The organism is Pseudomonas sp. 10-1B, from assembly GCF_000935045.1.
Lineage (GTDB): Bacteria > Pseudomonadota > Gammaproteobacteria > Pseudomonadales > Pseudomonadaceae > Aquipseudomonas.
Map to the genome: position 1 here is coordinate 1 of NZ_JYKS01000031.1, position 22365 is coordinate 22365.

The 22365-nt window shown below is 62.5% G+C and carries 21 protein-coding genes; 8 read left to right on the top strand and 13 right to left on the bottom strand.

What is annotated here, in order from left to right; all coding sequences use genetic code 11:
- Nucleotides 1–62: 62 nt before the first annotated feature.
- The 6 genes from argR to acs form a co-directional block, all read right to left on the bottom strand.
- Nucleotides 63–1043, bottom strand: coding sequence for a transcriptional regulator ArgR (gene argR / locus TZ03_RS17050; protein WP_051099348.1), 981 nt, complete (start codon nucleotides 1041–1043; stop codon nucleotides 63–65).
- 98 nt (nucleotides 1044–1141) lie between these two features.
- Complete coding sequence (locus TZ03_RS17055; RefSeq protein ID WP_016711851.1) at nucleotides 1142–1906, bottom strand: ABC transporter ATP-binding protein; 765 nt, start codon at nucleotides 1904–1906, stop codon at nucleotides 1142–1144.
- A 22-nt stretch (nucleotides 1907–1928) separates the two neighbouring features.
- Nucleotides 1929–2627, bottom strand: coding sequence for an ABC transporter permease (locus TZ03_RS17060; protein WP_051099351.1), 699 nt, complete (start codon nucleotides 2625–2627; stop codon nucleotides 1929–1931).
- Nucleotides 2624–3313: an ABC transporter permease gene (locus tag TZ03_RS17065; RefSeq protein ID WP_051099353.1), complete on the bottom strand. Its 690-nt coding sequence runs from the start codon at nucleotides 3311–3313 to the stop codon at nucleotides 2624–2626. Before TZ03_RS17065 ends, TZ03_RS17060 begins: the two co-directional genes overlap by 4 nt.
- An 88-nt stretch (nucleotides 3314–3401) precedes the next feature.
- Complete coding sequence (locus TZ03_RS17070; RefSeq protein ID WP_051099355.1) at nucleotides 3402–4187, bottom strand: ABC transporter substrate-binding protein; 786 nt, start codon at nucleotides 4185–4187, stop codon at nucleotides 3402–3404.
- 584 nt (nucleotides 4188–4771) lie between these two features.
- A complete protein-coding gene (gene acs, locus TZ03_RS17075; protein ID WP_051099357.1) occupies nucleotides 4772–6733 on the bottom strand; it encodes an acetate--CoA ligase in 1962 nt (653 codons plus the stop codon).
- A gap of 32 nt (nucleotides 6734–6765) precedes the next feature.
- On the opposite strand from acs, the gene TZ03_RS30435 reads away from it, so the two are divergent.
- Both TZ03_RS30435 and TZ03_RS17080 read left to right on the top strand, forming a co-directional pair.
- Nucleotides 6766–7014: a hypothetical protein gene (locus tag TZ03_RS30435; RefSeq protein WP_152645480.1), complete on the top strand. Its 249-nt coding sequence runs from the start codon at nucleotides 6766–6768 to the stop codon at nucleotides 7012–7014.
- A 117-nt stretch (nucleotides 7015–7131) separates the two neighbouring features.
- Complete coding sequence (locus TZ03_RS17080; protein ID WP_051099359.1) at nucleotides 7132–7386, top strand: DUF2790 domain-containing protein; 255 nt, start codon at nucleotides 7132–7134, stop codon at nucleotides 7384–7386.
- A 152-nt stretch (nucleotides 7387–7538) separates the two neighbouring features.
- On the opposite strand, the gene TZ03_RS17085 is transcribed toward TZ03_RS17080, so the two are convergent.
- Nucleotides 7539–9098 (bottom strand): sigma-54-dependent transcriptional regulator, encoded by a 1560-nt coding sequence (locus tag TZ03_RS17085; protein WP_051099362.1) that lies wholly within the window; start codon nucleotides 9096–9098, stop codon nucleotides 7539–7541.
- A 256-nt stretch (nucleotides 9099–9354) separates the two neighbouring features.
- On the opposite strand from TZ03_RS17085, the gene phhA reads away from it, so the two are divergent.
- The 4 genes from phhA (at nucleotide 9355) to TZ03_RS17100 (ending at nucleotide 12254) form a co-directional block, all read left to right on the top strand.
- Nucleotides 9355–10143, top strand: a complete 789-nt coding sequence (phhA, locus tag TZ03_RS17090) for a phenylalanine 4-monooxygenase (protein WP_051099364.1) — start codon at nucleotides 9355–9357, stop codon at nucleotides 10141–10143.
- 39 nt (nucleotides 10144–10182) lie between these two features.
- Nucleotides 10183–10539: a 4a-hydroxytetrahydrobiopterin dehydratase gene (locus TZ03_RS17095; protein ID WP_009681493.1), complete on the top strand. Its 357-nt coding sequence runs from the start codon at nucleotides 10183–10185 to the stop codon at nucleotides 10537–10539.
- Nucleotides 10540–10830: 291 nt separating this feature from the next.
- On the top strand, nucleotides 10831–10959 hold the full coding sequence (locus TZ03_RS31750) for a hypothetical protein (protein ID WP_016488505.1): 129 nt from the start codon (nucleotides 10831–10833) through the stop codon (nucleotides 10957–10959).
- 95 nt (nucleotides 10960–11054) lie between these two features.
- Entirely contained in the window at nucleotides 11055–12254 is a 1200-nt protein-coding gene (locus TZ03_RS17100) for an MFS transporter (protein ID WP_051099366.1), read from the top strand.
- 234 nt (nucleotides 12255–12488) lie between these two features.
- Here TZ03_RS17100 and TZ03_RS17105 read toward each other — a convergent pair whose 3' ends face one another.
- Nucleotides 12489–15509, bottom strand: coding sequence for an FAD-binding and (Fe-S)-binding domain-containing protein (locus TZ03_RS17105; protein ID WP_051099369.1), 3021 nt, complete (start codon nucleotides 15507–15509; stop codon nucleotides 12489–12491).
- Nucleotides 15510–15661: 152 nt separating this feature from the next.
- On the opposite strand from TZ03_RS17105, the gene TZ03_RS17110 reads away from it, so the two are divergent.
- Nucleotides 15662–16546 carry a LysR substrate-binding domain-containing protein gene (locus TZ03_RS17110; protein ID WP_051099372.1) on the top strand — a complete coding sequence of 295 codons (885 nt, stop codon included), beginning with the start codon at nucleotides 15662–15664 and terminating at the stop codon, nucleotides 16544–16546.
- A gap of 175 nt (nucleotides 16547–16721) precedes the next feature.
- On the opposite strand, the gene TZ03_RS17115 is transcribed toward TZ03_RS17110, so the two are convergent.
- Nucleotides 16722–18140: an amino acid permease gene (locus TZ03_RS17115; protein ID WP_177328478.1), complete on the bottom strand. Its 1419-nt coding sequence runs from the start codon at nucleotides 18138–18140 to the stop codon at nucleotides 16722–16724.
- Here TZ03_RS17115 and TZ03_RS31120 point away from each other — a divergent pair.
- On the top strand, nucleotides 18139–18741 hold the full coding sequence (locus TZ03_RS31120; RefSeq protein WP_160297747.1) for a hypothetical protein: 603 nt from the start codon (nucleotides 18139–18141) through the stop codon (nucleotides 18739–18741). The genes TZ03_RS17115 and TZ03_RS31120 overlap by 2 nt on opposite strands.
- Nucleotides 18742–18783: 42 nt before the next feature.
- Here the strand turns inward: TZ03_RS31120 and rluB are convergent, their stop codons facing one another.
- From rluB to TZ03_RS17135, 4 genes are all read right to left on the bottom strand, one after another.
- On the bottom strand, nucleotides 18784–19851 hold the full coding sequence (rluB, locus tag TZ03_RS17120; RefSeq protein ID WP_051099377.1) for a 23S rRNA pseudouridine(2605) synthase RluB: 1068 nt from the start codon (nucleotides 19849–19851) through the stop codon (nucleotides 18784–18786).
- Between the two features lie 275 nt (nucleotides 19852–20126).
- Complete coding sequence (gene scpB / locus TZ03_RS17125) at nucleotides 20127–20897, bottom strand: SMC-Scp complex subunit ScpB (RefSeq protein ID WP_051099380.1); 771 nt, start codon at nucleotides 20895–20897, stop codon at nucleotides 20127–20129.
- A complete protein-coding gene (locus tag TZ03_RS17130) occupies nucleotides 20884–21609 on the bottom strand; it encodes a segregation and condensation protein A (protein WP_177328480.1) in 726 nt (241 codons plus the stop codon). Before TZ03_RS17130 ends, scpB begins: the two co-directional genes overlap by 14 nt.
- 125 nt (nucleotides 21610–21734) lie before the next feature.
- Nucleotides 21735–22364 (bottom strand): L-threonylcarbamoyladenylate synthase, encoded by a 630-nt coding sequence (locus TZ03_RS17135; protein WP_051099524.1) that lies wholly within the window; start codon nucleotides 22362–22364, stop codon nucleotides 21735–21737.
- Between the last annotated feature and the right edge of the window lies 1 nt (nucleotide 22365).

Sequence of the window (22365 nt, forward strand, 5' to 3'; positions counted from 1 at the left end):
GCGGCGCTCGATTTGCGCACCACCATCAATCCCAAGACACACACACGGACCCAACCGAAATCTCAACCCTTCTCAGCCGGTGCCGAACTCAGCTCGAACGGGCTGCTGCTACGCCGCTGGTTACGGTCTTCACGTGGCGTTGCGCCAAAGAAGTTGCGGTAGGCACTGGAAAAATGCGGCCCCGACGAGAAGCCGCAGGACAGCCCGATCTGGATGATCGACTTGCTGGTCTGCATCAGCATCTGCCGCGCCTTGTTCAGCCGCAGCTCCAGGTAATACTGGCTCGGCACGCGGTTCAGGTACTGCTTGAAGATACGCTCCAGCTGCCGGCGCGACACGCACACATGCTGGGCGATTTCGTCGGTGGTCAGCGGCTCTTCGATGTTGGCCTCCATCAGCAGCACCGCCTGGGTCAGCTTGGGATGGCTCGAGCCCAGGCGGTTCTGCAGCGGAATGCGCTGGCGCTCGCCACCTTCACGAATGCGCTCGACCACCAGCTCTTCCGACACTGCCCCGGCCAGCTCAGCACCGTGGTCACGGGCCAGCACCGCCAGCAGCAGGTCGGTCACGGCCATGCCGCCGCAGGCGGTCAGGCGGTCGCGATCCCAATCGAACAGGTGGCTGGTGGCGATGACCTTGGGGAAGCGCTCGGCAAAATCATCCTGCCAGCGCCAATGCACCGCAGCGCGGTAACCGTCGAGCAGGCCCAGCATCGCCAGTGGATAAACCCCGGCAGACAGGCCGCCGATCATGCAGCCACTGCGCGCCAGCTGCTTGAGTGCCGTCGACAATGCCGCACCCACCGCAGGCGGCTGTTCATCGGCCACCAGGAACAGCTTGTGGCAACCGTCTAGGCGGCCGTTCCATGGCTCGCCCGGCAGGCGCCAACTGCCGTCTTGCGCCGGCTCTGCCTGCAGGAAGGCCAGCTCGTAGACCACGTCCGGGTGCACCCGCTGCGCCACCTGCAACACTTCCTCGGCCAATGCCAGGGTCAAGGGCCTGGTGCTGGGCCAGATGAGAAAACCGATTCGCTGGGTGGTCATAGGGCGTGGTCCGAAACCTGAGGTCGTTCGAGTCTGTGCGCCGGGTCAGGCTGCGCTCGCCGCGCAGCATGCCCTATTCTGGTGCAAAAATGCAGCTTTTACTTCAGGCTGCCGGAGAGGAACTGCTTCAGGCGCTCCGACTGCGGGTTGGCCAGCACTTCGCGCGGGCAGCCGGTTTCTTCCACCAGGCCCTTGTGCAGGAACACCAGCTGGTTGGACACCTCGCGGGCAAAGCCCATCTCGTGAGTCACCACCACCATGGTCCGGCCTTCCTGGGCCAGCGCCTGCATGACCTTGAGCACATCGCCCACCAGTTCCGGGTCCAGCGCCGAGGTCGGTTCGTCGAACAGCATCACCTCGGGCTCCATGGCCAGCGCTCGGGCAATCGCTACACGCTGCTGCTCGCCACCGGACATATGCCCCGGGAAGGCATCCTTGCGATGGGCGACACCGACCTTGGCCAGGTAGTGCTCGGCCTTTTCCAGGGCCTCCTTCTTGTTCACGCCCAGCACATGCACCGGTGCTTCGATGATGTTTTCCAGCGCAGTCATGTGCGACCACAGGTTGAAGTGCTGGAACACCATCGACAGGCGCGAACGCATGCGCTGCAGCTGGCGCGGGTCGGCAGCCTTCAGCGCACCGTCCTTGCCGGCGACCAGCTTCAGCTCTTCGTTGTTGAGCAGGATCTTGCCGGCATGCGGCTGCTCCAGCAGGTTGATGCAGCGCAGGAAGGTCGACTTGCCCGAACCGCTGGAGCCGATGATGCTGATGACGTCGCCGGCCTTGGCCGCCAGGGACACGCCCTTGAGCACTTCATGGCTGCCGTAGCGCTTGTGCAGGTCTTGGACTTCGAGTTTGTACATGCTGTCGATTCTCACAAAGCGGTCAGTGCTTGCGCGGCGCCAGGTAGCCGAGCCAGCGGCGTTCGGCCATCTTGAACAGGCGCACCAGGATGAAGGTCAGGCACAGGTAGAACACGCCCGCCGTGATGTAGGCCTCGAAAGGCAGGTAGTACTGGGCATTGACCGTGCGCGCGGCACCGGTGATGTCGATCAGGGTGACGATCGACGCCAGGCTGGTGGTCTGCAGCATCATGATCACTTCGTTGCTGTACTGCGGCAGCGCCCGGCGCAGGGCCGACGGCAGCAGGATGCGCCGGTACATCTTCATGCGCGACATGCCCATGGCCTTGGCCGCCTCGATCTCGCCATGCGGCGTGGCCTTGAGGCTGCCGGCGATGATTTCGGCGGTGTAGGCACTGGTGTTGATGCCGAACGCCAGGCAGGCACAGAAGGTGGCGCTGGACAGCAGCGGCCAGAACACGCTTTCGCGCACCGCCTCGAACTGGGCCAGGCCGTAGTAGATCAGGAACAGCTGCACCAGCATCGGCGTGCCGCGGATCACGTAGGTGTACAGCCATGCGCTCATGTTGACCAGCGGCTGCTTGGACACCCGCATCAGGCCCAGCGGAATGGCCGCCAGCAGGCCGAAGAACAGCGAAATCGCCAGCAGTTTGAGGGTGGTCAGCAGGCCGCCCAAGTACAGCGGCATGGCCTCCCAGACGACGTTGTAGTCGAAGATCATAGTTCAGCCACCTTGACGCCCACCGAGTAGCGGCGCTCGAGATACTTCAGGGCCAGCAGCGAGACGCTGGTCAGCACCAGGTACAGCGCCGCCACTGCCAGGAAGAAGGTGAACGGCTCGCGCGTGGCATCGGCCGCCTGCTTGGCCTTGAACATCATGTCCTGCAGGCCGACCACCGAGATCAGCGCAGTGGCCTTGGTCAGCACCAGCCAGTTGTTGGTGAAGCCGGGGATCGCCAGGCGAATCATTTGCGGCACCTGGATGCGGAAGAACACTTGGCGGGGGCTCATGCCATAGGCCACGCCCGCCTCGGCCTGGCCCTTGGGGATGCCCAGGAAAGCGCCGCGGAAGGTTTCCGACAGGTAGGCACCAAAGATGAAGCCCAGGGTACCGATACCCGCGGCCAGCGGGTTCAGGTCGATATAGTCGTCATAGCCGAGCAGCGGCGCCACCCGGTTGATGATGTCTTGCCCGCCGTAGAAGATCAGCAGGATCAGGACCAGGTCCGGAATGCCACGGATCACCGTGGAATACAGATCGCCCAGCCAGGCCAGCCAGCGCACTGGCGACAAGCGCAGCGCCACACCGATCAGGCCGAGCACGATGGCCAGGGCCATCGACGACAGGGCGAGCTGCAGCGTCAGCCACGCCCCGTCGAGGATGACTGCCCCGTAGCCTTTCAACATGATGAGGTCCTCGACCTAGAGAATGAAAAATGGTGCAAACCTCAGAGCCTCTGCTGTTTGCACCATTGCACAGGTGAAACCCGACGTCTTAGTTCGAGTCTGGACCGTAGATATCGAAGTTGAAGTACTTCTTCTCGATCTCTTTGTACTTGCCGTTGGCACGGATGGCATCGATGGCCGCGTTGATACGGTCGGCATTGGCCTTGTCGCCCTTGCGCACGGCAATGCCGACGCCATCACCGAAGTACTTCACGTCGGTGAACGACGGGCCGACGAAGGCGAAGCCCTTGCCAGCGTCGGTTTTCAGGAAGCCGTCTTCCAGCAGGGTGGCGTCGGCCACGGTGCCGTCGAGGCGGCCGGCAGCCACGTCGAGGTAGATTTCGTTCTGGGTGCCGTAAGGGACCACGGTGGCGCCTTTGGGGGCCAGCACTTCCTTGGCGAAGCGGTCGTGGATCGAGCCGCGCTGCACGCCGATCTTCTTGCCTTTGAGTTCATCCAGGCTGTCGCTGACAGCGGTGCCTTCCTTCATGACCAGGCGCGCCGGGGTGAGGTAGTAGCGCTTGGTAAAGTCGACCGATTTCTTGCGGTCCTCGGTGATCGACATGGACGACAGGATGGCGTCGATCTTGCGCACTTTCAGCGCCGGGATCAGGCCGTCGAATTCCTGCTCGACCCAGGTGCACTTGGCTTTCATCTCTTCGCACAGGGCATTGCCGATGTCGTAGTCGAAACCGGCGATGCTGCCGTCAGGTTGCTTGAAGGCGAAGGGTGGGTAGGCAGCCTCGATGCCGATCTTCAGCGGTTTTTCATCGGCCTGCGACACCAGGGAAAACACGGACAGCGCCAGGGCGCCAAGCAGTGCGAGCTTCTTCATCAGGTAACTCCATCGGTACGGGGCAATACAAGGCAGGTAACAGCTGCCCGATATGCGAATGGGTACAACGCGAGCCGCGCAGGGTATCGACCAAGGTCGCAGACCACGAGCGAGTGAGTGGCATTTTAACGACAGCCCGATAGTCGATATTTCTTCAAAGCGACAACTACTTACAGAAGCGCCTGAAACCGCAGCGGGCGATGTTGACAGCCGTTGCAAAATATGCAAAAGCGCAAGAAATAGAACCTATAGACCTAGCAATTCCTGGGCCTATTATTGGCAAAGCCTTGTAGCACGGCAAGTGTAGCGTGCTGTGTTGCAAAAAATGGTTAGGTTGACGCACTGAAACAGTGCCGAAATTGTTTCCGGACGCCCCGATCTTGTGCAGAAACGGTGACAGAATAGTTACCGATGAATGTCGGGTAACAGTAAAGCAAAAAACCCCGCCGGTTGCCCGGGCGGGGTTTTCTGCTGGCGTGCACCGATCGGTGTGGGAGCGGGCATGCCCGCGAAGCAGCCGACGCGGTGGATGGCACCGGCTGCGCCGATGTTCGCGGGCATGCCCGCTCCCACAGGCTTCGATATCAGGCCGAAACCAGGCTCATCGCCTTGTGGGTATCGATCAGGTGCTGCACCACACCCGGGTCGGCCAGGGTCGAGATATCGCCCAGGGCATCGTACTCACCCGTGGCAATCTTGCGCAGGATACGGCGCATGATCTTGCCCGAACGGGTCTTCGGCAGCCCCGGCGCCCACTGGATCACATCCGGCGAGGCGATCGGGCCGATTTCCTTGCGCACCCAGTTCTTCAGCTCCAGGCGCAGCTGCTCGCTGGCCTCGACGCCGGCATTGAGGGTGACATACACATAGATGCCCTGCCCCTTGATGTCGTGCGGCACGCCCACCACCGCGGCCTCGGCGACCTTGGCATGGGCCACCATGGCGCTTTCGATCTCGGCGGTACCCATGCGGTGGCCGGACACGTTGAGCACGTCATCCACGCGGCCAGTGATCCAGTAGTAGCCATCCTCGTCGCGGCGCGCGCCGTCGCCGGTGAAGTACATGCCACGGAAGGTCTTGAAGTAGGTATCGACGAAACGGTCATGGTCGCCGTACAGCGAACGCGACTGGCCCGGCCAGGAATCGAGAATCACCAGGTTGCCTTCGGCGGCGCCGTCGATCAGGTTGCCAAGGTTGTCCACCAACGCCGGCACCACGCCGAAGAACGGGCGGGTCGCCGAGCCCGGCTTGAGGCCGGTGGCGCCCGGCAACGGGCTGATCAGGATGCCGCCGGTCTCGGTCTGCCACCAGGTGTCGACGATCGGGCAACGCTCCTTGCCCACGGTCTTGTAGTACCAGTTCCAGGCCTCGGGGTTGATCGGCTCACCCACCGAGCCAAGCAGACGCAGGCTGGAGCCATCGGCACCGGCAACCGCCGCCTCGCCTTCGGCCATCATCGCGCGGATGGCGGTTGGCGCGGTGTAGAGGATGTTGACCTTGTGCTTGTCGATGATCTTCGACACACGAGTGATGTCCGGGTAGTTCGGCACGCCCTCGAACAGCAGGGTGGTGGCACCGTTGGCCAGCGGACCGTAGACGATGTAGCTGTGGCCGGTAACCCAACCCACGTCGGCGGTGCACCAGTACACCTCGCCCGGGCGATAGTCGAATACCCGCTCATGGGTCAGTGCGGCATACACCAGGTAGCCGCCGGTGGTGTGCAGCACACCCTTCGGCTTGCCGGTGGAGCCAGAGGTATAAAGGATGAACAGCGCTTCTTCGGCACCCATCTCTTTTGGCGCGCAGTGGCTGGAGGCCACTTTCATCAGGTCTTCGTACCAGATGTCGCGGTGCTGGTGCCAGGCAATGTCGCCGCCGGTGCGCTTGCACACGATGATCTTCTGCACACTGCTGGTTTCGGGGTTGGTCAGGGCCAGGTCGACGTTGGCCTTGAGCGGGGTACGACGGCCGCCGCGCACGCCTTCGTCGGCGGTGATCACCACCTTGGACTTGCAGTCGATGATACGGCCAGCCAGCGCCTCGGGGGAGAAGCCACCGAACACTACCGAGTGGATCGCACCGATACGGGCACAAGCCAGCATGGCGACCACGGCCTCGGGGATCATCGGCATATAGATGGTGACCACGTCACCCCGGTGCACGTCCTGGCCACGCAGGGCGTTGGCGAACTTGCAGACCTGCTCGTGCAGTTCGCGGTAGGTGATGTTGCGGTGTTCGGAAGGGTCGTCGCCTTCCCAGATGATGGCCAACTGGTCGCCGCGCTCTTCGAGGTGGCGGTCCAGGCAGTTGGAGGAAACGTTCAGAGTGCCGTCGGCGAACCATTTGATGTCGACGTGGTGGTCGTCGAAGGAGGTCTGCTTGACCTTGGTGAACGGCTTGATCCAGTCGATACGCTGGGCCTGCTCGCGCCAGAAGCCGTCCGGGTTGATCACCGATTGCTGGTACATGGCCTTGTAGGTGGCCTCGTCGGTCAGGGTAGTGGCCGCAACCTCGGGACGAACGGGATACAGTGGAGCCGCACTCATCTGTGTTACCTCGGTGTAATAGTTGTTTTTGTATGGAACCGTTTGTAACTGTACCAGAGCGGCAAAAGCCATTCGACGTTGGTAGTAATTTGGCACGCCCGTTCCGACAAGACGCTCTGGCATGCGCATTACAGCCCGAAGTGAAAAAAACCGAGGGGATTTACCAGAGGATTGTTACAGATTCTGTCAAAACACTTTATCAAAACACCCACTGTTTCAGCCTTGGTCAGCGCCATAAAATTCACCTCGCCAGCAACGGCAAGGCGATTAACAACTGGTAACAGCCCCCACGAAGGCAAGCGTTAATCTCCCTCTAATCCCGATAGTTAAAACTTGCTGTACTCGCGGCGCCATAAGCGCCGCGTGCCCCCTCACGACCTTAGACAGGTAAATAGAAAATGAAAGCTTTACTGGTATTGGTACTTGGCAGTCTTTGCGGCGCGGCGATGGCCGGCGAAGCCAAAGAAGCCGAGCAGATTCCGGTTGAACAGTACAGTTACTCGCAGCACCTGGACATTGCTCGCGTCATCTCCATGAGCGAAGTGCCCAATGTGTGCGAAGTCGTGCCAGCCCGCATGACCTACGAGGACTCCAAGGGCCAGAAGCACATTCTCGAATACCGCGTGATGGGGAACGGCTGCTCCAACGGCTAATCCTTGAGATTTGGGCCCCTGCGGGGCCCTTCGCGGGCTCGCCCGCTCCCACAAGTACTGTGCACAGCTTTCAAGCGCTGCGCAGTACTTGTGGGAGCGGGCAAGCCCGCGAAGAATATTGCGCAAGATTAACAGGCTATTAATTACCTGCGTTAATCTGCCGACTTGCCCAAGGAATAATCCCTCAACTTGTTGGCAATCGTGGTATGCGAAACGCCCAATCTTTTGCCTAAAGCCCGGCTACTGGGAAACTCCCCCATCAAACTTTCCAGCACCGCTTTTTCAAAGCGCCCGACAATCTGCGAAAGATCCCCATCCAGCGAAAACTCACCCAATGGTTGCCGCACGCCATAATCCGGCAAGCGAATATGCTCGCTTTTAACCACACCGCCGTCGCATAACGAAACCGCTTGGAACAACACGTTTTCCAACTGCCTTACATTGCCCGGCCAATGGTATTGCCCAAGTTTGTCCATCGCCGCCGGCGCCAGGCGCGGCATGGCGCAGCCGATCTGTCGGCTGGCCTGGTCGAGAAAGTGCTGCACCAGCCCTTCCAGGCCATCCATGCATTCGCGCAAGGGCGGAATGTGCAGCGACAATACGTTGAGCCGGTGATACAGGTCCTGGCGAAACTCGCCACGGGCACACAACTCGGACAAATCCACCTGGGTCGCGCAGATCACCCGTACATCCAGGTACACCTCTTCATCGCTGCCTACTCGGCGGAAGCAACCGTCCTGCAGAAAACGCAGCAACTTCACCTGCAGGCGCGGGCTCATTTCCCCTACCCCGTCGAGGAACAGCGTGCCGCCTGCGGTCAACTCCAACAGCCCCAGCTTGCCCTCGGCCCGCGCCCCTTCGAACGCCCCGGGGCCGTAACCGAACAACTCGGTCTCGGCCATCGATTCGGGCAACCCGGCGCAGTTGAGCGCCATCAGCGGCGACTGGCCGCGCGGGCTGGCCAGGTGGCAGGCGCGCGCCAGCAGTTCCTTGCCGGTACCGGTCTCGCCTTCGATCAGCAATGGTGCATCCAGCGGCGCCATGCGCCGCGCCTCACGCACCACCGCAGCCATTACCCGCGAGCTCTGGAAGATGCTGTCGAAACCACGCAACTCCTGCTTGCGCACGTTGTAGATGCGCTCGCCGATGCGGTCGGCACGGTGCAGGGTGAGCACTGCGCCGGCCAGCGCCTCGCTGTCATCGTGTTCGGACTGCAGCGGCGCGATATCAGCCAGGAACACATCGCCCTTGACCTTGATGCGCAGGCCGTTGATGCGCGACTTGTTGGCCCGCACCAGCTCCGGCAGGTCGAAGTCTTCCACATAACGCGCCAGCGGCATGCCCGGCACCTCGTCCACCCGCACCCCCAGCAACTGCGCCGCCGCACGGTTGGCAGCGACGATACTGCCCCCCATGTCGATCGACAGCACCGGGAAGTCCAGCGCCCCCAGCAGCGCGTTCAGCTCCATGTGCCGCCGCTCGCTAGGCATCAGCCCCACGCGCTTGACACCGAACACCCCGGCAATCGCCTCGAACTTCGGCCGCAACGCCTGGAACTGCAGGTTGATCAGGTTCGGGCAATGCAGGTAGATGGCGTTGCCATGGTCACCGCCCACCTCGCCGCGCAGCACGTTGATGCCGTACTCCACCAGCAGGTTAAGGATGTCGCGCAGGATGCCAATGCGGTTCTGGCAATGCACTTTGATACGCATGAGGGCTCTCGAAGCGCCAATGTTTTTCAACACCGCGCAGAAAAATCGTAAAGATAAGCTGACAAAAACTGCGAAAGCATCAGCCAGATGCCTCGGATTTTCCGACACCTGCGGAATTTTGTAAAATTATCGTTACGAAAACACCGAGGAAAACCAACCCCGGCACCGACCTGCCTCCGTGCAAAGCGGGCAGTGAAGGGTTATTCCTTAGGCATGTCCTGCACATAACAAGAAAAGCCCTCACCAGGAGAGCCACATGAAACAGACGCAATACGTGGCACGCGAGCCCGATGCGCATGGTTTTATCGATTACCCGCAGCAAGAGCATGCGGTATGGAACACCCTGATCACCCGCCAGTTGAAAGTGATCGAAGGCCGCGCATGCCAGGAATACCTGGACGGCATCGACCAGCTCAAGCTGCCTCATGACCGTATCCCGCAACTGGGCGAGATCAACAAGGTGCTGGGTGCCACCACCGGCTGGCAGGTTGCCCGGGTACCGGCACTGATCCCTTTCCAGACCTTCTTCGAACTGCTGGCCAGCAAGCGCTTCCCGGTCGCCACCTTCATCCGCACCCCGGAAGAGCTGGACTACCTGCAAGAGCCCGATATCTTCCACGAGATCTTCGGCCATTGCCCGCTGCTGACCAACCCCTGGTTCGCCGAATTCACCCACACTTACGGCAAGCTCGGCCTGGCTGCGACCAAGGAACAACGCGTGTACCTGGCGCGCCTGTACTGGATGACCATCGAGTTTGGCCTGATGGAAACCGCGCAGGGCCGCAAGATCTACGGCGGTGGCATCCTCTCGTCGCCGAAAGAGACCGTCTACAGTCTGTCTGGCGAGCCTGAACACCAGGCCTTCGACCCGATCGAAGCCATGCGCACACCGTACCGCATCGACATCCTGCAGCCGGTGTATTTCGTACTGCCGAACATGAAGCGCCTGTTCGACCTGGCCCACGAAGACATCATGGGCATGGTCCATGAAGCCATGCAGCTGGGCCTGCACGCACCGAAGTTTCCACCCAAGGTCGCTGCCTGAGCGACCTTGCCGATAACAACTCGAACCGGAAAACACCTCATGAATGCCTTGAACCAAGCCCATTGCGAAGCCTGCCGCGCCGACGCGCCGAAAGTCACCGACGAAGAACTGGCCGAGCTGATTCGCGAAATCCCGGACTGGAACATCGAAGTACGTGACGGCCACATGGAACTGGAGCGCGTGTTCCTGTTCAAGAACTTCAAGCACGCCCTGGCGTTCACCAATGCCGTTGGCGAGATCGCCGAGGCCGAAGGCCACCACCCGGGGCTGCTGACCGAGTGGGGCAAGGTTACCGTGACCTGGTGGAGCCACTCGATCAAAGGCCTGCACCGCAATGACTTCATCATGTGCGCGCGCACTGACAAGGTTGCGGAATCGGCTGAAGGCCGCAAATAACCGCCTGGAAAGTGGGGCCGCTGCGCGCCCCTTCGCGGGCAGGCCCGCTCCCACAGAGACCGCGTACTCCCTGATTTTCGCGGTTCATGTGGGAGCGGGCGTGCCCGCGAAGGGGCGCGCAGCGGCCCCGGTTTTTTGTAGGTAAACCGTCCGCTGTTCGCCCGCAAAACCGACAAACGACCGGTAAAAAATCCAAACTGTCATTCAGACTTGTGTATCCTGCCCCAGCTTTGCGAAGCTTCAACCGCGCCTGGCGCAGACTTTTCACTCACACTTGCGAGGAACGACGAGATGCATGAAATCCCGAATCTTCCCTTCCCAAGCCTGAACCCAGAAGAGCCATCCGTGACCGTTCACGCCGAACCGGCAGCTGCCGTCGAGCAGGATGGTGACGATCAATCCAGCGCTGACCAGGAATAACTGCGCATCCCCGACTGTGTGAAAACGGCTGACCTGCGGGCTACCCCCGTCATCACGTTTTCACACCGTCCAGAACCTCTGCCATGAAGGCCTCCATGCCCGACTCACCGCGCCCCCTTGCGGTCACCCTGCAAGTCGTCTCCATCGTCCTCTTCACCTTCATCGGCTACCTCAACATCGGCATCCCGCTGGCGGTACTGCCTGGCTATGTGCACAACGACCTGGGCTTCAGTGCCGTGGTCGCCGGCCTGGTGATCAGCGTGCAATACCTCGCCACCCTGCTCAGCCGCCCTACCGCCAGCCGCATCATCGACAACCACGGTAGCAAGAAGGCAGTCATGTATGGCCTGGCCGGCTGCGGCTTGAGTGGCGTATTCATGCTGGCCTGCGCCTTCCTCACCCAGCTGCCCTGGCTGAGCCTGGCCTGCCTGCTGGTCGGCCGCCTGGTGCTGGGCAGCGCGGAAAGCCTGGTGGGCTCGGGTGCGATCGGCTGGGGCATCGGCCGGGTGGGCGCTGCAAACACTGCCAAGGTCATCTCCTGGAACGGCATCGCCAGCTACGGCGCACTGGCCATCGGCGCCCCGCTGGGCGTGCTGATGGTCAAGGGCCTGGGGCTGTGGAGCATGGGCATCAGCATCATCCTGCTGTGCGCGCTCGGCCTGTTGCTGGCCTGGCCCAAGCAGGCCGCACCTATCGTCAGCGGGGTACGCCTGCCGTTCCTGCGGGTACTGGGCAAGGTGTTCCCGCATGGCTCGGGGCTGGCCCTGGGCTCGATCGGCTTTGGCACCATCGCCACGTTCATCACCCTGTATTACGCCAGCCATGGCTGGGCCAACGCGGCGCTGACCCTGAGCCTGTTCGGTGCCAGTTTCATCAGTGCGCGGCTGCTGTTCGGCAACCTGATCAACCGGATTGGCGGTTTTCGGGTGGCGATCGCCTGCCTGGCGATAGAGACCATGGGGCTGCTGATGCTGTGGCTGGCGCCCAACGCCGAACTGGCCTTGGCTGGTGCGGCACTTAGCGGCTTTGGTTTCTCGCTGGTGTTTCCGGCGCTGGGGGTAGAGGCAGTGAACCAGGTGTCGGCGGCCAACCGCGGGGCCGCGGTGGGGGCGTATTCGCTGTTCATCGATTTGTCGCTGGGGGTGACCGGGCCGCTGGTGGGCGCGGTGGCGGCGGGGTTCGGGTTTGCTTCGATGTTTCTGTTTGCGGCGGCTGCGGCGGCTTGTGGGTTGGTGTTGAGCCTGTATCTGTACCGGCAGGCGCGAAAACCGAGAAACAGAGTGCAAGAATCCTGAATGTGTAGCGGCTGCACTGGCCCTATCGCCGGCAAGCCAGCTCCCACAAGTACTCCACAGCTTTCAAGTGCGGTGCAATCCCTGTGAGAGCAACTGTCTTGTATTGCCTGGGCTGGCCTCATCGCCGGCAAGCCAGCTCCCACAGGTACTGCACAGGGCTTGAGATCGATGCGGTCGAGGTGGGAGCTGGCTTGCCGGCGATGGGCTGCAAAGCAGCCCCCGAGGCCCTGAAACCTAGCGCTGGGCGTACTGCAAAACTACTTCCAGCGGGTGGCGCATCTTCCGCTCGGTCATGCGCTTGACCTGGCTACGGCACGAATAACCAGTTGCCAGCGGCTCGCCCTCCTTGTCCAGCTTGGTCGCCCAGCTCTGCTCGAAGATGGTCCGCGAGGTTTCCTGGTTGCGCGCTTCGTGTCCATAGGTACCGGACATGCCGCAGCAACCGGTAGCTTCGGTCACCAGCTTCAGCCCCAGGCGGGCGAACACCTGCTCCCACTGTTTGGTGCTGGCCGGCACGTTGGTCTTCTCGGTGCAATGCGCCATCAGGCGGAAGTTGCCCGGCGCGGTCGGCGCCTGCTCCGGCAACACATCCATCAACCACTCCTGCGGCAACAGCACCTGCGGGCAACCGTCCAGGCCCGGTACCTTCTGGTACTCCTGGCGATACACCAGGGTCATTGCCGGGTCCAGGCCCACCAGCGGCACGCCGCAGTCGGCCAAGGCCTTGAGCTGGGTGGCGTTGCGGATCGCCGCTTTGCCGAACGCGCCGAGGAACCCCTGTACATGCAGCGGCTTGCCATTGGCGCTGTACGGCGCCAGGAACACCCGGTGACCCAAGCGGTGCGCCAGGTCGATGAAGGCCGACAGCAACGGCGTCTCGAAGTAACGGGTAAAGGCATCCTGCACCAGCACGATGCTGCGCTCACGCTGGGCCGGGGTCAGTTCACGCAGCGCCGGCACGCTGGCCACGCCGACACGGCAACGGGTCAGGGTGGCCTGGAAGTTGAAGCGGCTGATCAGCGGGCTGTCGACCATGCCGACCTTGTCGGCCAGCAGCTTGCTCACCCACTTCGAGCCCATTACCGCGTTGTACAGGCCCGGCGCATGCGCCAGGTACGGGATGGTGAACTCCAGCGAGCCAATCAGATAGTCACGCAGCGGGCGCTGGTAGCGGCCGTGGTACAGCTCGAGGAAGCGCGAGCGGAAGTCGGGCACGTTGACCTTGATAGGGCACTGCCCGGCGCACGACTTGCACGCCAGGCAACCGGCCATGGCGTCGTACACTTCATGGGAGAAGTCTTCCTGCCCCTGGCTGCGTGCGCGGTTGTTGCGCAGGCGCGTCGGCAGGCCCTTGAGCCACGAAACCTTGTTACGCGCTGCCGCCAGCACGTCGATGTTCGCCTCGCCTTGCAGGCGCAGCCATTCGCGCATCAGCGAGGCACGGCCCTTGGGCGAATGCTGGCGTTCACGGGTAGCCTTCCACGACGGGCACATGGCGTCATTGGGGTCGTAGTTGTAGCAGGCGCCATTGCCGTTGCAGTGCACGGCGCTGGGGAAGTCCTGCCAGACGCGCTCGTCGATGGTACGGTCGAGGTCACCGCGCAGGGTCACGCCATCCACCGGGGTCAGGCCTTCGCCGCTACCTGGTGGGGTGCAGATCTTGCCCGGGTTGAGCTGGTTGTATGGGTCGAAAGCGCCTTTCAGGCGCTGCAGCGCCGGGTACAGCTCGCCGAAGTACTCCGGCACATATTCCGAGCGCAGGCCCTTGCCGTGCTCACCCCACAGCAGGCCGCCGTAGCTTTTGGTCAGCGCCGCCACCGCATCGGAAATCGGCTTGACCAGCGCGGCCTGGGCCGGGTCCTTCATGTCCAGCGCCGGGCGCACGTGCAGCACGCCGGCGTCGACGTGGCCGAACATGCCGTAGGCCAGGCCGTAGCCATCGAGCAAGGCGCGGAAGTCGGCAATGTAGTCGGCCAGTTGCTCTGGCGGTACCGCGGTGTCTTCCACGAACGGCTGCGGGCGCACTTCGCCCTCGACGTTGCCCAGCAGGCCTACCGAGCGCTTGCGCATTACATAGACACGGGTAACGGCCTCGGCGCCTTCAGCCAAGGTATGCCCAAGGCGCTCGACGCTGGTGTCCGCCTGCAGGTGCTCGACAAAGGCCTGCACCCGAGCATTGACCTCGGCCGGCTCGTCACCGCAGAACTCCACCAGGTTGATACCCAGGGTCGGGCGCTCGGGGTCGGCCGGGAAGTACTCGGCAACGCTGTGCCAGACGATGTCCTTCATCGCCAGCATCAGCACCTTGGAATCGACCGTCTCGATCGACAGCGGTTTGTGCGCCATCAGCGCGTTGGCGTCACGCAGGGCATCCATGAAGCTGGTGTAGCGCACATTGACCAGCACCGCGTACTTGGGGATCGGCAGCACGTTGAGCTTGGCTTCGACCACGTAGCCCAGCGAGCCCTCGGCACCACACAGCACGCTGTTGAGGTTGAAGCGGCCCTGCTCGTCGCGCAGGTGCGCCAGGTCGTAGCCGGTCAGGCAACGGTTGAGCTTGGGGAAGGTGGTTTCGATCAGTTCGGCCTGGGTTTCCTGAATGTCCCGCGCCATGCGGTACACCTCGCCAACCCGGCCAGGCGCTGCGCAGGCCTGCTCCAGCGCGGCATCGTCGATCGGCAGGCTGTGCAGGCGCTCGCCACCGAGCAGCACACTGTGCAGCTCCAGCACGTGGTCGCGGGTCTTGCCGTAGGTGCAGCTGCCCTGGCCACTGGCGTCGGTGTTGATCATGCCGCCGACGGTGGCGCGGTTGGAGGTGGACAGCTCGGGGGCGAAGAACAGCCCGTGCGGCTTGAGCGCGGCGTTGAGCTGGTCCTTGACCGTACCGGCCTGCACCCGCACCCAACGCTCCTCGACGTTGATTTCGAGGATCTTGTTCATGTGCCGCGACAGGTCGACGACGATACCGTCGGTCAGCGACTGGCCGTTGGTGCCAGTGCCACCGCCACGCGGGGTCAGCTTGACCTGCTGGAAGCGCGCCTCGCCCATCAGCGTGGCGACCCGCGCCACATCGTCGGCGTCCAGCGGGAACACCGCCGCCTGCGGCAAGCGCTGGTAGATCGAGTTGTCGGTGGCCAGCACCGTGCGGGTGCCGTAGTCGGCACTGATCTGGCCACGGAAGCCACTATTGCGCAGGGCTTCGAGGAATTCGGGGTAGTTGGCGCTCGGTGCAACGGTCGGCAGCTGGGCGATCATCGAAGGATGGCCTCTTGATATTGGCTAATTCACGGGATTCCTGTCGTTCCGGCATGGGTGGTGGCATGCAAGGATGACGTATAGGCCAATGTTCCTGTAGTTTCGCTTCAGGGGCAAACGGATAATCCTGCCGCTATCGATGACTTTTATGAATGAATTACCGCCACCTGACACCGTCCATGTCGCTGCTGCTGGCATTCGAGGCCGCCGCCCGACATGAAAGCTACACCCGTGCCGCTGCCGAACTGTCGCTGACCCAGAGCGCGGTCAGCCGCCAGGTGCAGGCGCTGGAACAGCAACTGGGCCTGACCCTGTTCCGCCGCGAGGGCCGCCAGGTCCAGCTGACCGATGTCGGCCGCCTGTACCAGCGCGAACTCAGCGAGGCACTGGGGCGCATCCGCAGCGCTACCCTGCAGGCACTGGCCTACCAGTCGGGGGTGGGCACCTTGCGCCTGGCCACCCTGCCCACCTTCGGCTCGAAATGGCTGTTGCCGCGGCTGTATGCGTTCTACAACGCCCACCCGGGCATGCTGGTGCACATTCATTCCCGTATCGAAGCCATCAACTTCGACACCAGCGAGATCGATGCCGCCATCGGCGTGGCCAGCCACGACCTGCCGGGGCTGATCTGCCATCGCCTGCATGCCGAGGAGCTGGTGGTGATCCTGCCGCCGGAGGCCGGTGCGGACAGCCAGGGCTGGAGCCCGGCACGGATCAGCGAAGAAGTACTGCTGAATGTGGCCAACAACCCGCATGCCTGGGGCGAATGGTTTTCGCACCATGCCCTGCCGCACCGGGCGATGCGCCTGGGGCCGAGCTTCGAGCTGACCTCGCACCTGATCCAGGCGGTGCGCGCCGGCATCGGTATCGGCCTGGTGCCGCGCATATTGGTGGAGGAGGAGCTGGCCAAGGGTGAGTTGTACAGCCCGGGGGTGGCGTTTGCCAGCCAGCGTAGTTATTACCTGATCTACCCGCCTAGGAATGAGGCGTTGCCGTCGTTGCGGGCATTCCGGGGGTGGTTGCTGGAGCAGATCTGATCTGTTGCCTGGTCGGGCCTCTTCGCGGGCAAGCCCGCTCCTACAGGTATAGCGCTGCTCTCAGGGCCGGTGATACCCCTGTAGGAGCGGGCTTGCCCGCGAAGAGGCCCAACCAGACAACAAAAAACCCGAAGCCAGTCTCCCGGCCTCGGGTTTCCATATCACCTTCAGCGCCTTACTTGGCTACGGTTCCAGCAGCCCCACCGGCATGCATCCGGCGCCGCGACTTGACCATATAGACCACGAACATCGCGAACAGCCATACCGGGATCGCATACACCGAAACCTGGATGCCCGGGATCATCAGCATGATGCCGAGGATCAGCACCACGAACGCCAGCACCACATAGTTGCCGTACGGGTACCACAGCGCCTTGAACAGCGGCTTCTGGCCGGTGCTATCGAGGTGCTGGCGGAACTTCAGGTGCGAGTAGCTGATCATCGCCCAGTTGATCACCAGGGTCGCTACCACCAGCGACATCAGCAGCTCCAGCGCGTTGGACGGCATCAGGTAGTTGAGCAGCACCGCGATCAGGGTCACGGCCGCCGACACCAGGATCGAACGCACTGGCACGCCACGCTTGTCGACCTTGGCCAGTGCCGCCGGGGCATCACCCTGCTCGGCCATGCCCAGCAGCATGCGGGCGTTGCAGTAGGTGCCGCTGTTGTACACCGACAGTGCCGCGGTCAGGACCACGAAGTTCAACAGGTGAGCAGCCACGTCACTGCCCAGCAGCGAGAACACCTGCACGAACGGGCTGCTGCCGTAGCTGCCACCCGAGGCGTCGATGCTGGCGACCAGGTTGTCCCATGGGGTCAGCGACAGCAGCACCACCAGGGCGCCGACATAAAAGATCAGAATACGGTAGATGACCTGGTTGATCGCCTTGGGGATCACGGTCTTCGGCTTGTCGGCCTCGGCCGCGGTGAAGCCGAGCATTTCCAGGCCACCGAAGGAGAACATGATGAACGCCAGGGCCATCACCAAGCCGCTGATACCGTTGGGGAAGAAGCCGCCATGCGACCACAGGTTGGCCACGGTCGCGTCAGGGCCGCCGCTGCCGCTGGTGAGCAGGTAGGCACCCAGGCCAATCATGCTGACGATGGCCACGACCTTGATGATGGCGAACCAGAATTCGGCTTCACCGAAGAACTTCACGTTCATCAGGTTGATGGCGTTGATCAGCACGAAGAACGCTGCCGCCGTGACCCAGGTGGGGATCTCCGGCCACCAGTAGTGAACATACTTGCCGACCGCCGAAAGCTCCGACATGCCCACCAGGATGTACAGCACCCAGCAGTTCCAGCCCGACAGGAAGCCGGCGAAACCACCCCAGTAGGTGTGGGCGAAATGGCTGAACGAGCCGGCCACCGGCTCTTCGACGATCATTTCGCCCAACTGGCGCATGATCATGAAGGCGATGAAGCCGCAGATGGCGTAGCCAAGGATCATCGACGGGCCGGCGGATTTCATCACGCCTGCCGAGCCGAGGAATAGACCGGTACCAATCGCACCGCCGAGAGCGATCAACTGGATATGGCGGTTCTTCAGGCCCCGCTTGAGCTCGCCTGAATGCATGTTTTGTCCACTCATGAACGAAGTCACCTGCATTGTTTTTATCTGTGACGGAATCGGACCCACCGCGCTCGTGGCGCAGCGGAATGGGCAAGGTGGTTACCTTGGATTTCTTGACCCCAGGTGCCGCCGAAGCGGATCAACCAGGCGTGATCAAGAGTGCGCGGTACGCAAAGGAGTCACAGGTAAAACGCGGCGCACTGTATACCCCTGCGAGCGCGCAGGCGTCAACGCGTTGCATCGTTTCCTTGGGAAAAAACGCAGCGATCCTGTGGTACAGGCCTTGAAAGGCGGAGTGATCGGCGTACATGGCGCCTCCATTTGTTGTTTTGTCAGCCAGGCTCTGTGGACTGGCTTTTTGCACACGGCAATGGCGGCTATAACACCGTGGGGCGGGGGTTTGGGCAAGATAGGCAGGAGCCAGGAGGGTGGCTTTGGCACACGAGCAGCGGCAAGGTTTTTTTACAAGATCGGGTCAATTCTGAAATCAGGACTGAAATCAGCCACATTCGTACAAATTTCTTTACATGGCGGTTCAAGAACTTGCCAGTCGTCCGAAAAATTCTTTTTCTTCAATATCTTGGGGCCGCTTTGCGGCCCCAAATTCTCACACGCATAAAAAAACCAGCCCGAAGGCTGGTTCTCTTACCGCAAAGGCCAATCAGCCACGCGGCTTGCCACGACCACGGCCTGCCGGCTTGTCACCATCAGGCTTGCTCGGACGCTTGCGCATCTCGCTCGGGCGCTCGGCAACCGTGCTGCCACGGCCAGGTTTACGCGGGGCCTCTTCACGTGGCTGGCGCGCCGGACGTTCGCCGGCAGCAGCGCCTTCGTGGGCCGGGCGCAGGTTGCGTACACGCTCGCCACGGCCCAGCGGGCGGGTCGATTTGCGCTGCAGGCGCTCCATCTTGTCCTTGGCCTTGAGCTTCATGGCGGGCAGCGCGACCGGCTGCAGCCCCACTTCAGCGGCGAGGATGTCGATTTCGCCCTGGGTCATTTCACGCCAGCGCCCCATCGGCAGGTCGGAGTTGAGGAACACCGGGCCGAAACGCACACGTTTCAGGCGGCTGACCACCATACCCTGCGACTCCCACAGGCGACGCACCTCACGGTTACGGCCTTCCATCACCACGCAGTGGTACCAGTGGTTGAAGCCTTCGCCACCCGGCGCCTTCTGGATGTCGGTGAACTTGGCCGGGCCGTCTTCCAGCATCACGCCGGCCTTCAGGCGCTCGAGCATTTCGTCGTCGACTTCACCACGCACACGTACTGCGTACTCACGGTCCATCTCGTAGGACGGGTGCATCAGGCGGTTGGCCAGTTCACCGTCGGTAGTGAACAGCAGCAGGCCAGTGGTGTTGATGTCCAGGCGGCCGATGTTGATCCAGCGGCCTTCTTTGGGCCGTGGCAGGCGGTCGAACACGGTCGGGCGGCCTTCCGGGTCATCGCGGGTGCAGATTTCGCCATCGGGCTTGTTGTACATGATCACCCGGCGGGTGGCCTCGGCGGCTTCCTCGCGTTTGATCAACTTGCCATCTACGGCAATGGCGTCGTGCAGGTCGACGCGCTGGCCGAGGGTGGCCTCGACGCCGTTGACCTTGATCCGGCCCTGGCTGATCCAGGCCTCGACGTCACGGCGCGAACCCACGCCAATGCGTGCCAGCACTTTCTGCAGTTTTTCGCCGGATGGCGGGGTGATTTCGGTATCTTGCAGGTCTTGCTCACTCATCTGGGCACCTCCCGGTGTAGGAATGAAATCAGGTTTTTGGCGACGAACGCGCCAAAAGGCCGCGCATCATACGCGGTTCGGCGGGGGAACGCACTGCAGGGTAGAGGGTTTTGTGGGCTTTGGCAGAGGTTTCTGCCTAATGGTGATGTGTTGGCTGTGCCGGCCTCTTCGCGGGCAAGCCCGCTCCTACAGGGATATCACAGGCCCTGATGGCGACGCGGTCCCTTGCAGGAGCGGGTTTACCCGCGAAGAGGCCGGTACAGGCAACAGCAGAATCAGGGCGGTATCTTGCCCTCTTCTTCCACAGAGGCCTCAGGCTCCTCTCCACGCAAATCATCAAAATCAGTCTTCAGCCCTTCTTCCATGGCATCCAGTTCCACCAGCAAGCTGCGGAAGCTGGTCTCCTCCTTCGGCTCGGCGACCTCCTCCTCTTCCCCAAGGCTGGCATCAGCCAGCGCCTGCAGGTGCGCCGGCACTGGCGCATCGTCCGGGTCGAGCACAGGCTCGGGCTCCATTTCACGCAGCTCGGCCAAGGCCGGCAACTCGTCCAGGCTCTTGAGGTTGAAATGATCGAGAAATGCCTTGGTGGTGGCGAACATCGCCGGCCGCCCGGGCACTTCCCGGTAGCCGACCACGCGAATCCACTCGCGCTCCATCATGGTCTTGATGATATTGCTGTTCACCGCCACACCCCGCACGTCCTCGATCTCGCCACGGGTGATCGGCTGGCGGTAGGCGATCAATGCCAGGGTTTCGAGCAACGCACGCGAATAGCGCTGCGGGCGCTCCTCCCACAGGCGGCCGACCCAGGGGGCATAGTCCTCGCGGATCTGCAGGCGGTAGCCGCTGGCCACCTCCTTGAGCTCGAATGCACGGCCAGCGCACGACTTGCCCAGCACCTCCAGGGCCTGCTTGAACACCTTGGGCTCGGGGCGCTCGGCCTCTTCGAACAGCTCGTACAGGCGCTCCAGGGATTGCGGCTTGCCCGAAGCCAGCAAAAAGGCTTCGATCAGCGACGCCAGGTCGCGGGGTTCATTCAGGTTCATCAGGTTCTTCAACAAGCGCCGGGCGAAGCCGCACGTGGATGGCGGCGAAAGGTTCATTCTGCACCAGTTCGATCAGCGATTCCTTCACCAGCTCAAGAATCGCCATGAAGGTCACCACTACCCCCAACTTGCCTTCATCGACGCCAAACAGCTCGACGAACGGCACGAAAGCACCGCCCTTGAGGCGCTCCAGCACCTGGCTCATGCGCTCGCGGGTGGACAGGGTCTCGCGGGTGATCTGGTGGCTTTCGAACAGGTCGTTGCGGCGCATCACTTCGGCCATGGACACCAACAGCTCCTCCAGGCTGACCTGGGGCAGCAGCTTGCGCACCTTGGCCTGCGGCGCTTCCAGGCGCGGCACCAGCACCTCGCGGCCCACCCGTGGCAGTTCATCGATGCCCTCGGCGGCAGCCTTGAAGCGTTCGTACTCCTGCAAGCGGCGGATCAGCTCGGCGCGCGGGTCGCCCTCCTCTTCCTCCGCCTCGGCCGAGCGCGGCAGCAGCATGCGCGACTTGATCTCGGCGAGCATGGCGGCCATCACCAGGTATTCGGCAGCCAGCTCCAGGCGCACGCTTTTCATCAGCTCGACATAGCCCATGTACTGGCGAGTAATCTCGGCCACCGGGATGTCGAGGATGTCGATGTTCTGCTTGCGGATTAGGTACAGCAACAGGTCCAGCGGGCCTTCGAAGGCTTCGAGGATGACTTCCAGCGCGTCCGGCGGGATGTACAGGTCCAGTGGCAGCTCGGTCAGGGCTTCGCCGTAGACCAGGGCCAGTTGCAGTTGCCGAGGCGACTCGGCCTGCTCGGCCGGTGCCTCGGGCGTTTCCACCTGGCTCACGCGCTGACCAGGAACGGCGTGGGGTCGCCACAGCCTTCGCGGATCAGTTCCGGCTCGTCGCCGGACAGGTCGATGATGGTCGACGCCTTGAGGTCGCCGAAACCGCCGTCGATCACCAGGTCGACGTGATGCTCCAGGCGCTCACGGATTTCATAAGGGTCGGTCATCGGCTCGTCGTCACCGGGCAGGATCAGGCTCACGCTCATCAGCGGCTCGCCCAGCTCGGCCAACAAGGCCAGGGTGATGGCGTGGGCCGGCACGCGCAGGCCGATGGTGCGACGTTTATCGTGCAACAGCAGGCGCGGCACTTCGCGCGTGCCGTTGAGAATGAACGTGTAAGGCCCCGGCACATGCGCCTTGAGCAAACGGAACGTGCCGGTGTCGACCTTGGCGTACAGCCCCAGCTGCGACATGTCGCAGCACATCAGGGTGAAGTTGTGCGTCTTGTCCAGCCCGCGCAGGCGCCGCACCCGCTCGATCGCCGCCTTGTCGCCGATCTGGCAACCCAGCGCATAGGCCGAATCCGTCGGATACACCACCACGCCACCCTTGCGGATGATCTCGACGGCCTGTTTTATCAGGCGCGCCTGCGGGTTCTCCGGATGAATCTGGAAAAATTGGCTCACG

Coding starts and splice junctions, on each gene's coding strand:
- TZ03_RS17060 (WP_051099351.1), bottom strand. CDS start 2,627: ATGATCTTCGACTACAACGTCGTCTGGGAGGCCATGCCGCTGTACTTG.
- TZ03_RS17095 (WP_009681493.1), top strand. CDS start 10,183: ATGAATGCCTTGAACCAAGCCCATTGCGAAGCCTGCCGCGCCGACGCG.
- TZ03_RS31750 (WP_016488505.1), top strand. CDS start 10,831: ATGCATGAAATCCCGAATCTTCCCTTCCCAAGCCTGAACCCAGAAGAG.
- rluB (WP_051099377.1), bottom strand. CDS start 19,851: ATGAGTGAGCAAGACCTGCAAGATACCGAAATCACCCCGCCATCCGGC.
- argR (WP_051099348.1), bottom strand. CDS start 1,043: ATGACCACCCAGCGAATCGGTTTTCTCATCTGGCCCAGCACCAGGCCC.
- TZ03_RS30435 (WP_152645480.1), top strand. CDS start 6,766: ATGGAACCGTTTGTAACTGTACCAGAGCGGCAAAAGCCATTCGACGTT.
- TZ03_RS17080 (WP_051099359.1), top strand. CDS start 7,132: ATGAAAGCTTTACTGGTATTGGTACTTGGCAGTCTTTGCGGCGCGGCG.
- TZ03_RS17115 (WP_177328478.1), bottom strand. CDS start 18,140: ATGAGTGGACAAAACATGCATTCAGGCGAGCTCAAGCGGGGCCTGAAG.
- TZ03_RS17085 (WP_051099362.1), bottom strand. CDS start 9,098: ATGCGTATCAAAGTGCATTGCCAGAACCGCATTGGCATCCTGCGCGAC.
- TZ03_RS17100 (WP_051099366.1), top strand. CDS start 11,055: ATGCCCGACTCACCGCGCCCCCTTGCGGTCACCCTGCAAGTCGTCTCC.
- TZ03_RS17070 (WP_051099355.1), bottom strand. CDS start 4,187: ATGAAGAAGCTCGCACTGCTTGGCGCCCTGGCGCTGTCCGTGTTTTCC.
- acs (WP_051099357.1), bottom strand. CDS start 6,733: ATGAGTGCGGCTCCACTGTATCCCGTTCGTCCCGAGGTTGCGGCCACT.
- TZ03_RS17110 (WP_051099372.1), top strand. CDS start 15,662: ATGAATTACCGCCACCTGACACCGTCCATGTCGCTGCTGCTGGCATTC.
- TZ03_RS17105 (WP_051099369.1), bottom strand. CDS start 15,509: ATGATCGCCCAGCTGCCGACCGTTGCACCGAGCGCCAACTACCCCGAA.
- TZ03_RS17055 (WP_016711851.1), bottom strand. CDS start 1,906: ATGTACAAACTCGAAGTCCAAGACCTGCACAAGCGCTACGGCAGCCAT.
- TZ03_RS31120 (WP_160297747.1), top strand. CDS start 18,139: ATGAACGAAGTCACCTGCATTGTTTTTATCTGTGACGGAATCGGACCC.
- TZ03_RS17065 (WP_051099353.1), bottom strand. CDS start 3,313: ATGTTGAAAGGCTACGGGGCAGTCATCCTCGACGGGGCGTGGCTGACG.
- scpB (WP_051099380.1), bottom strand. CDS start 20,897: ATGAACCTGAATGAACCCCGCGACCTGGCGTCGCTGATCGAAGCCTTT.
- phhA (WP_051099364.1), top strand. CDS start 9,355: ATGAAACAGACGCAATACGTGGCACGCGAGCCCGATGCGCATGGTTTT.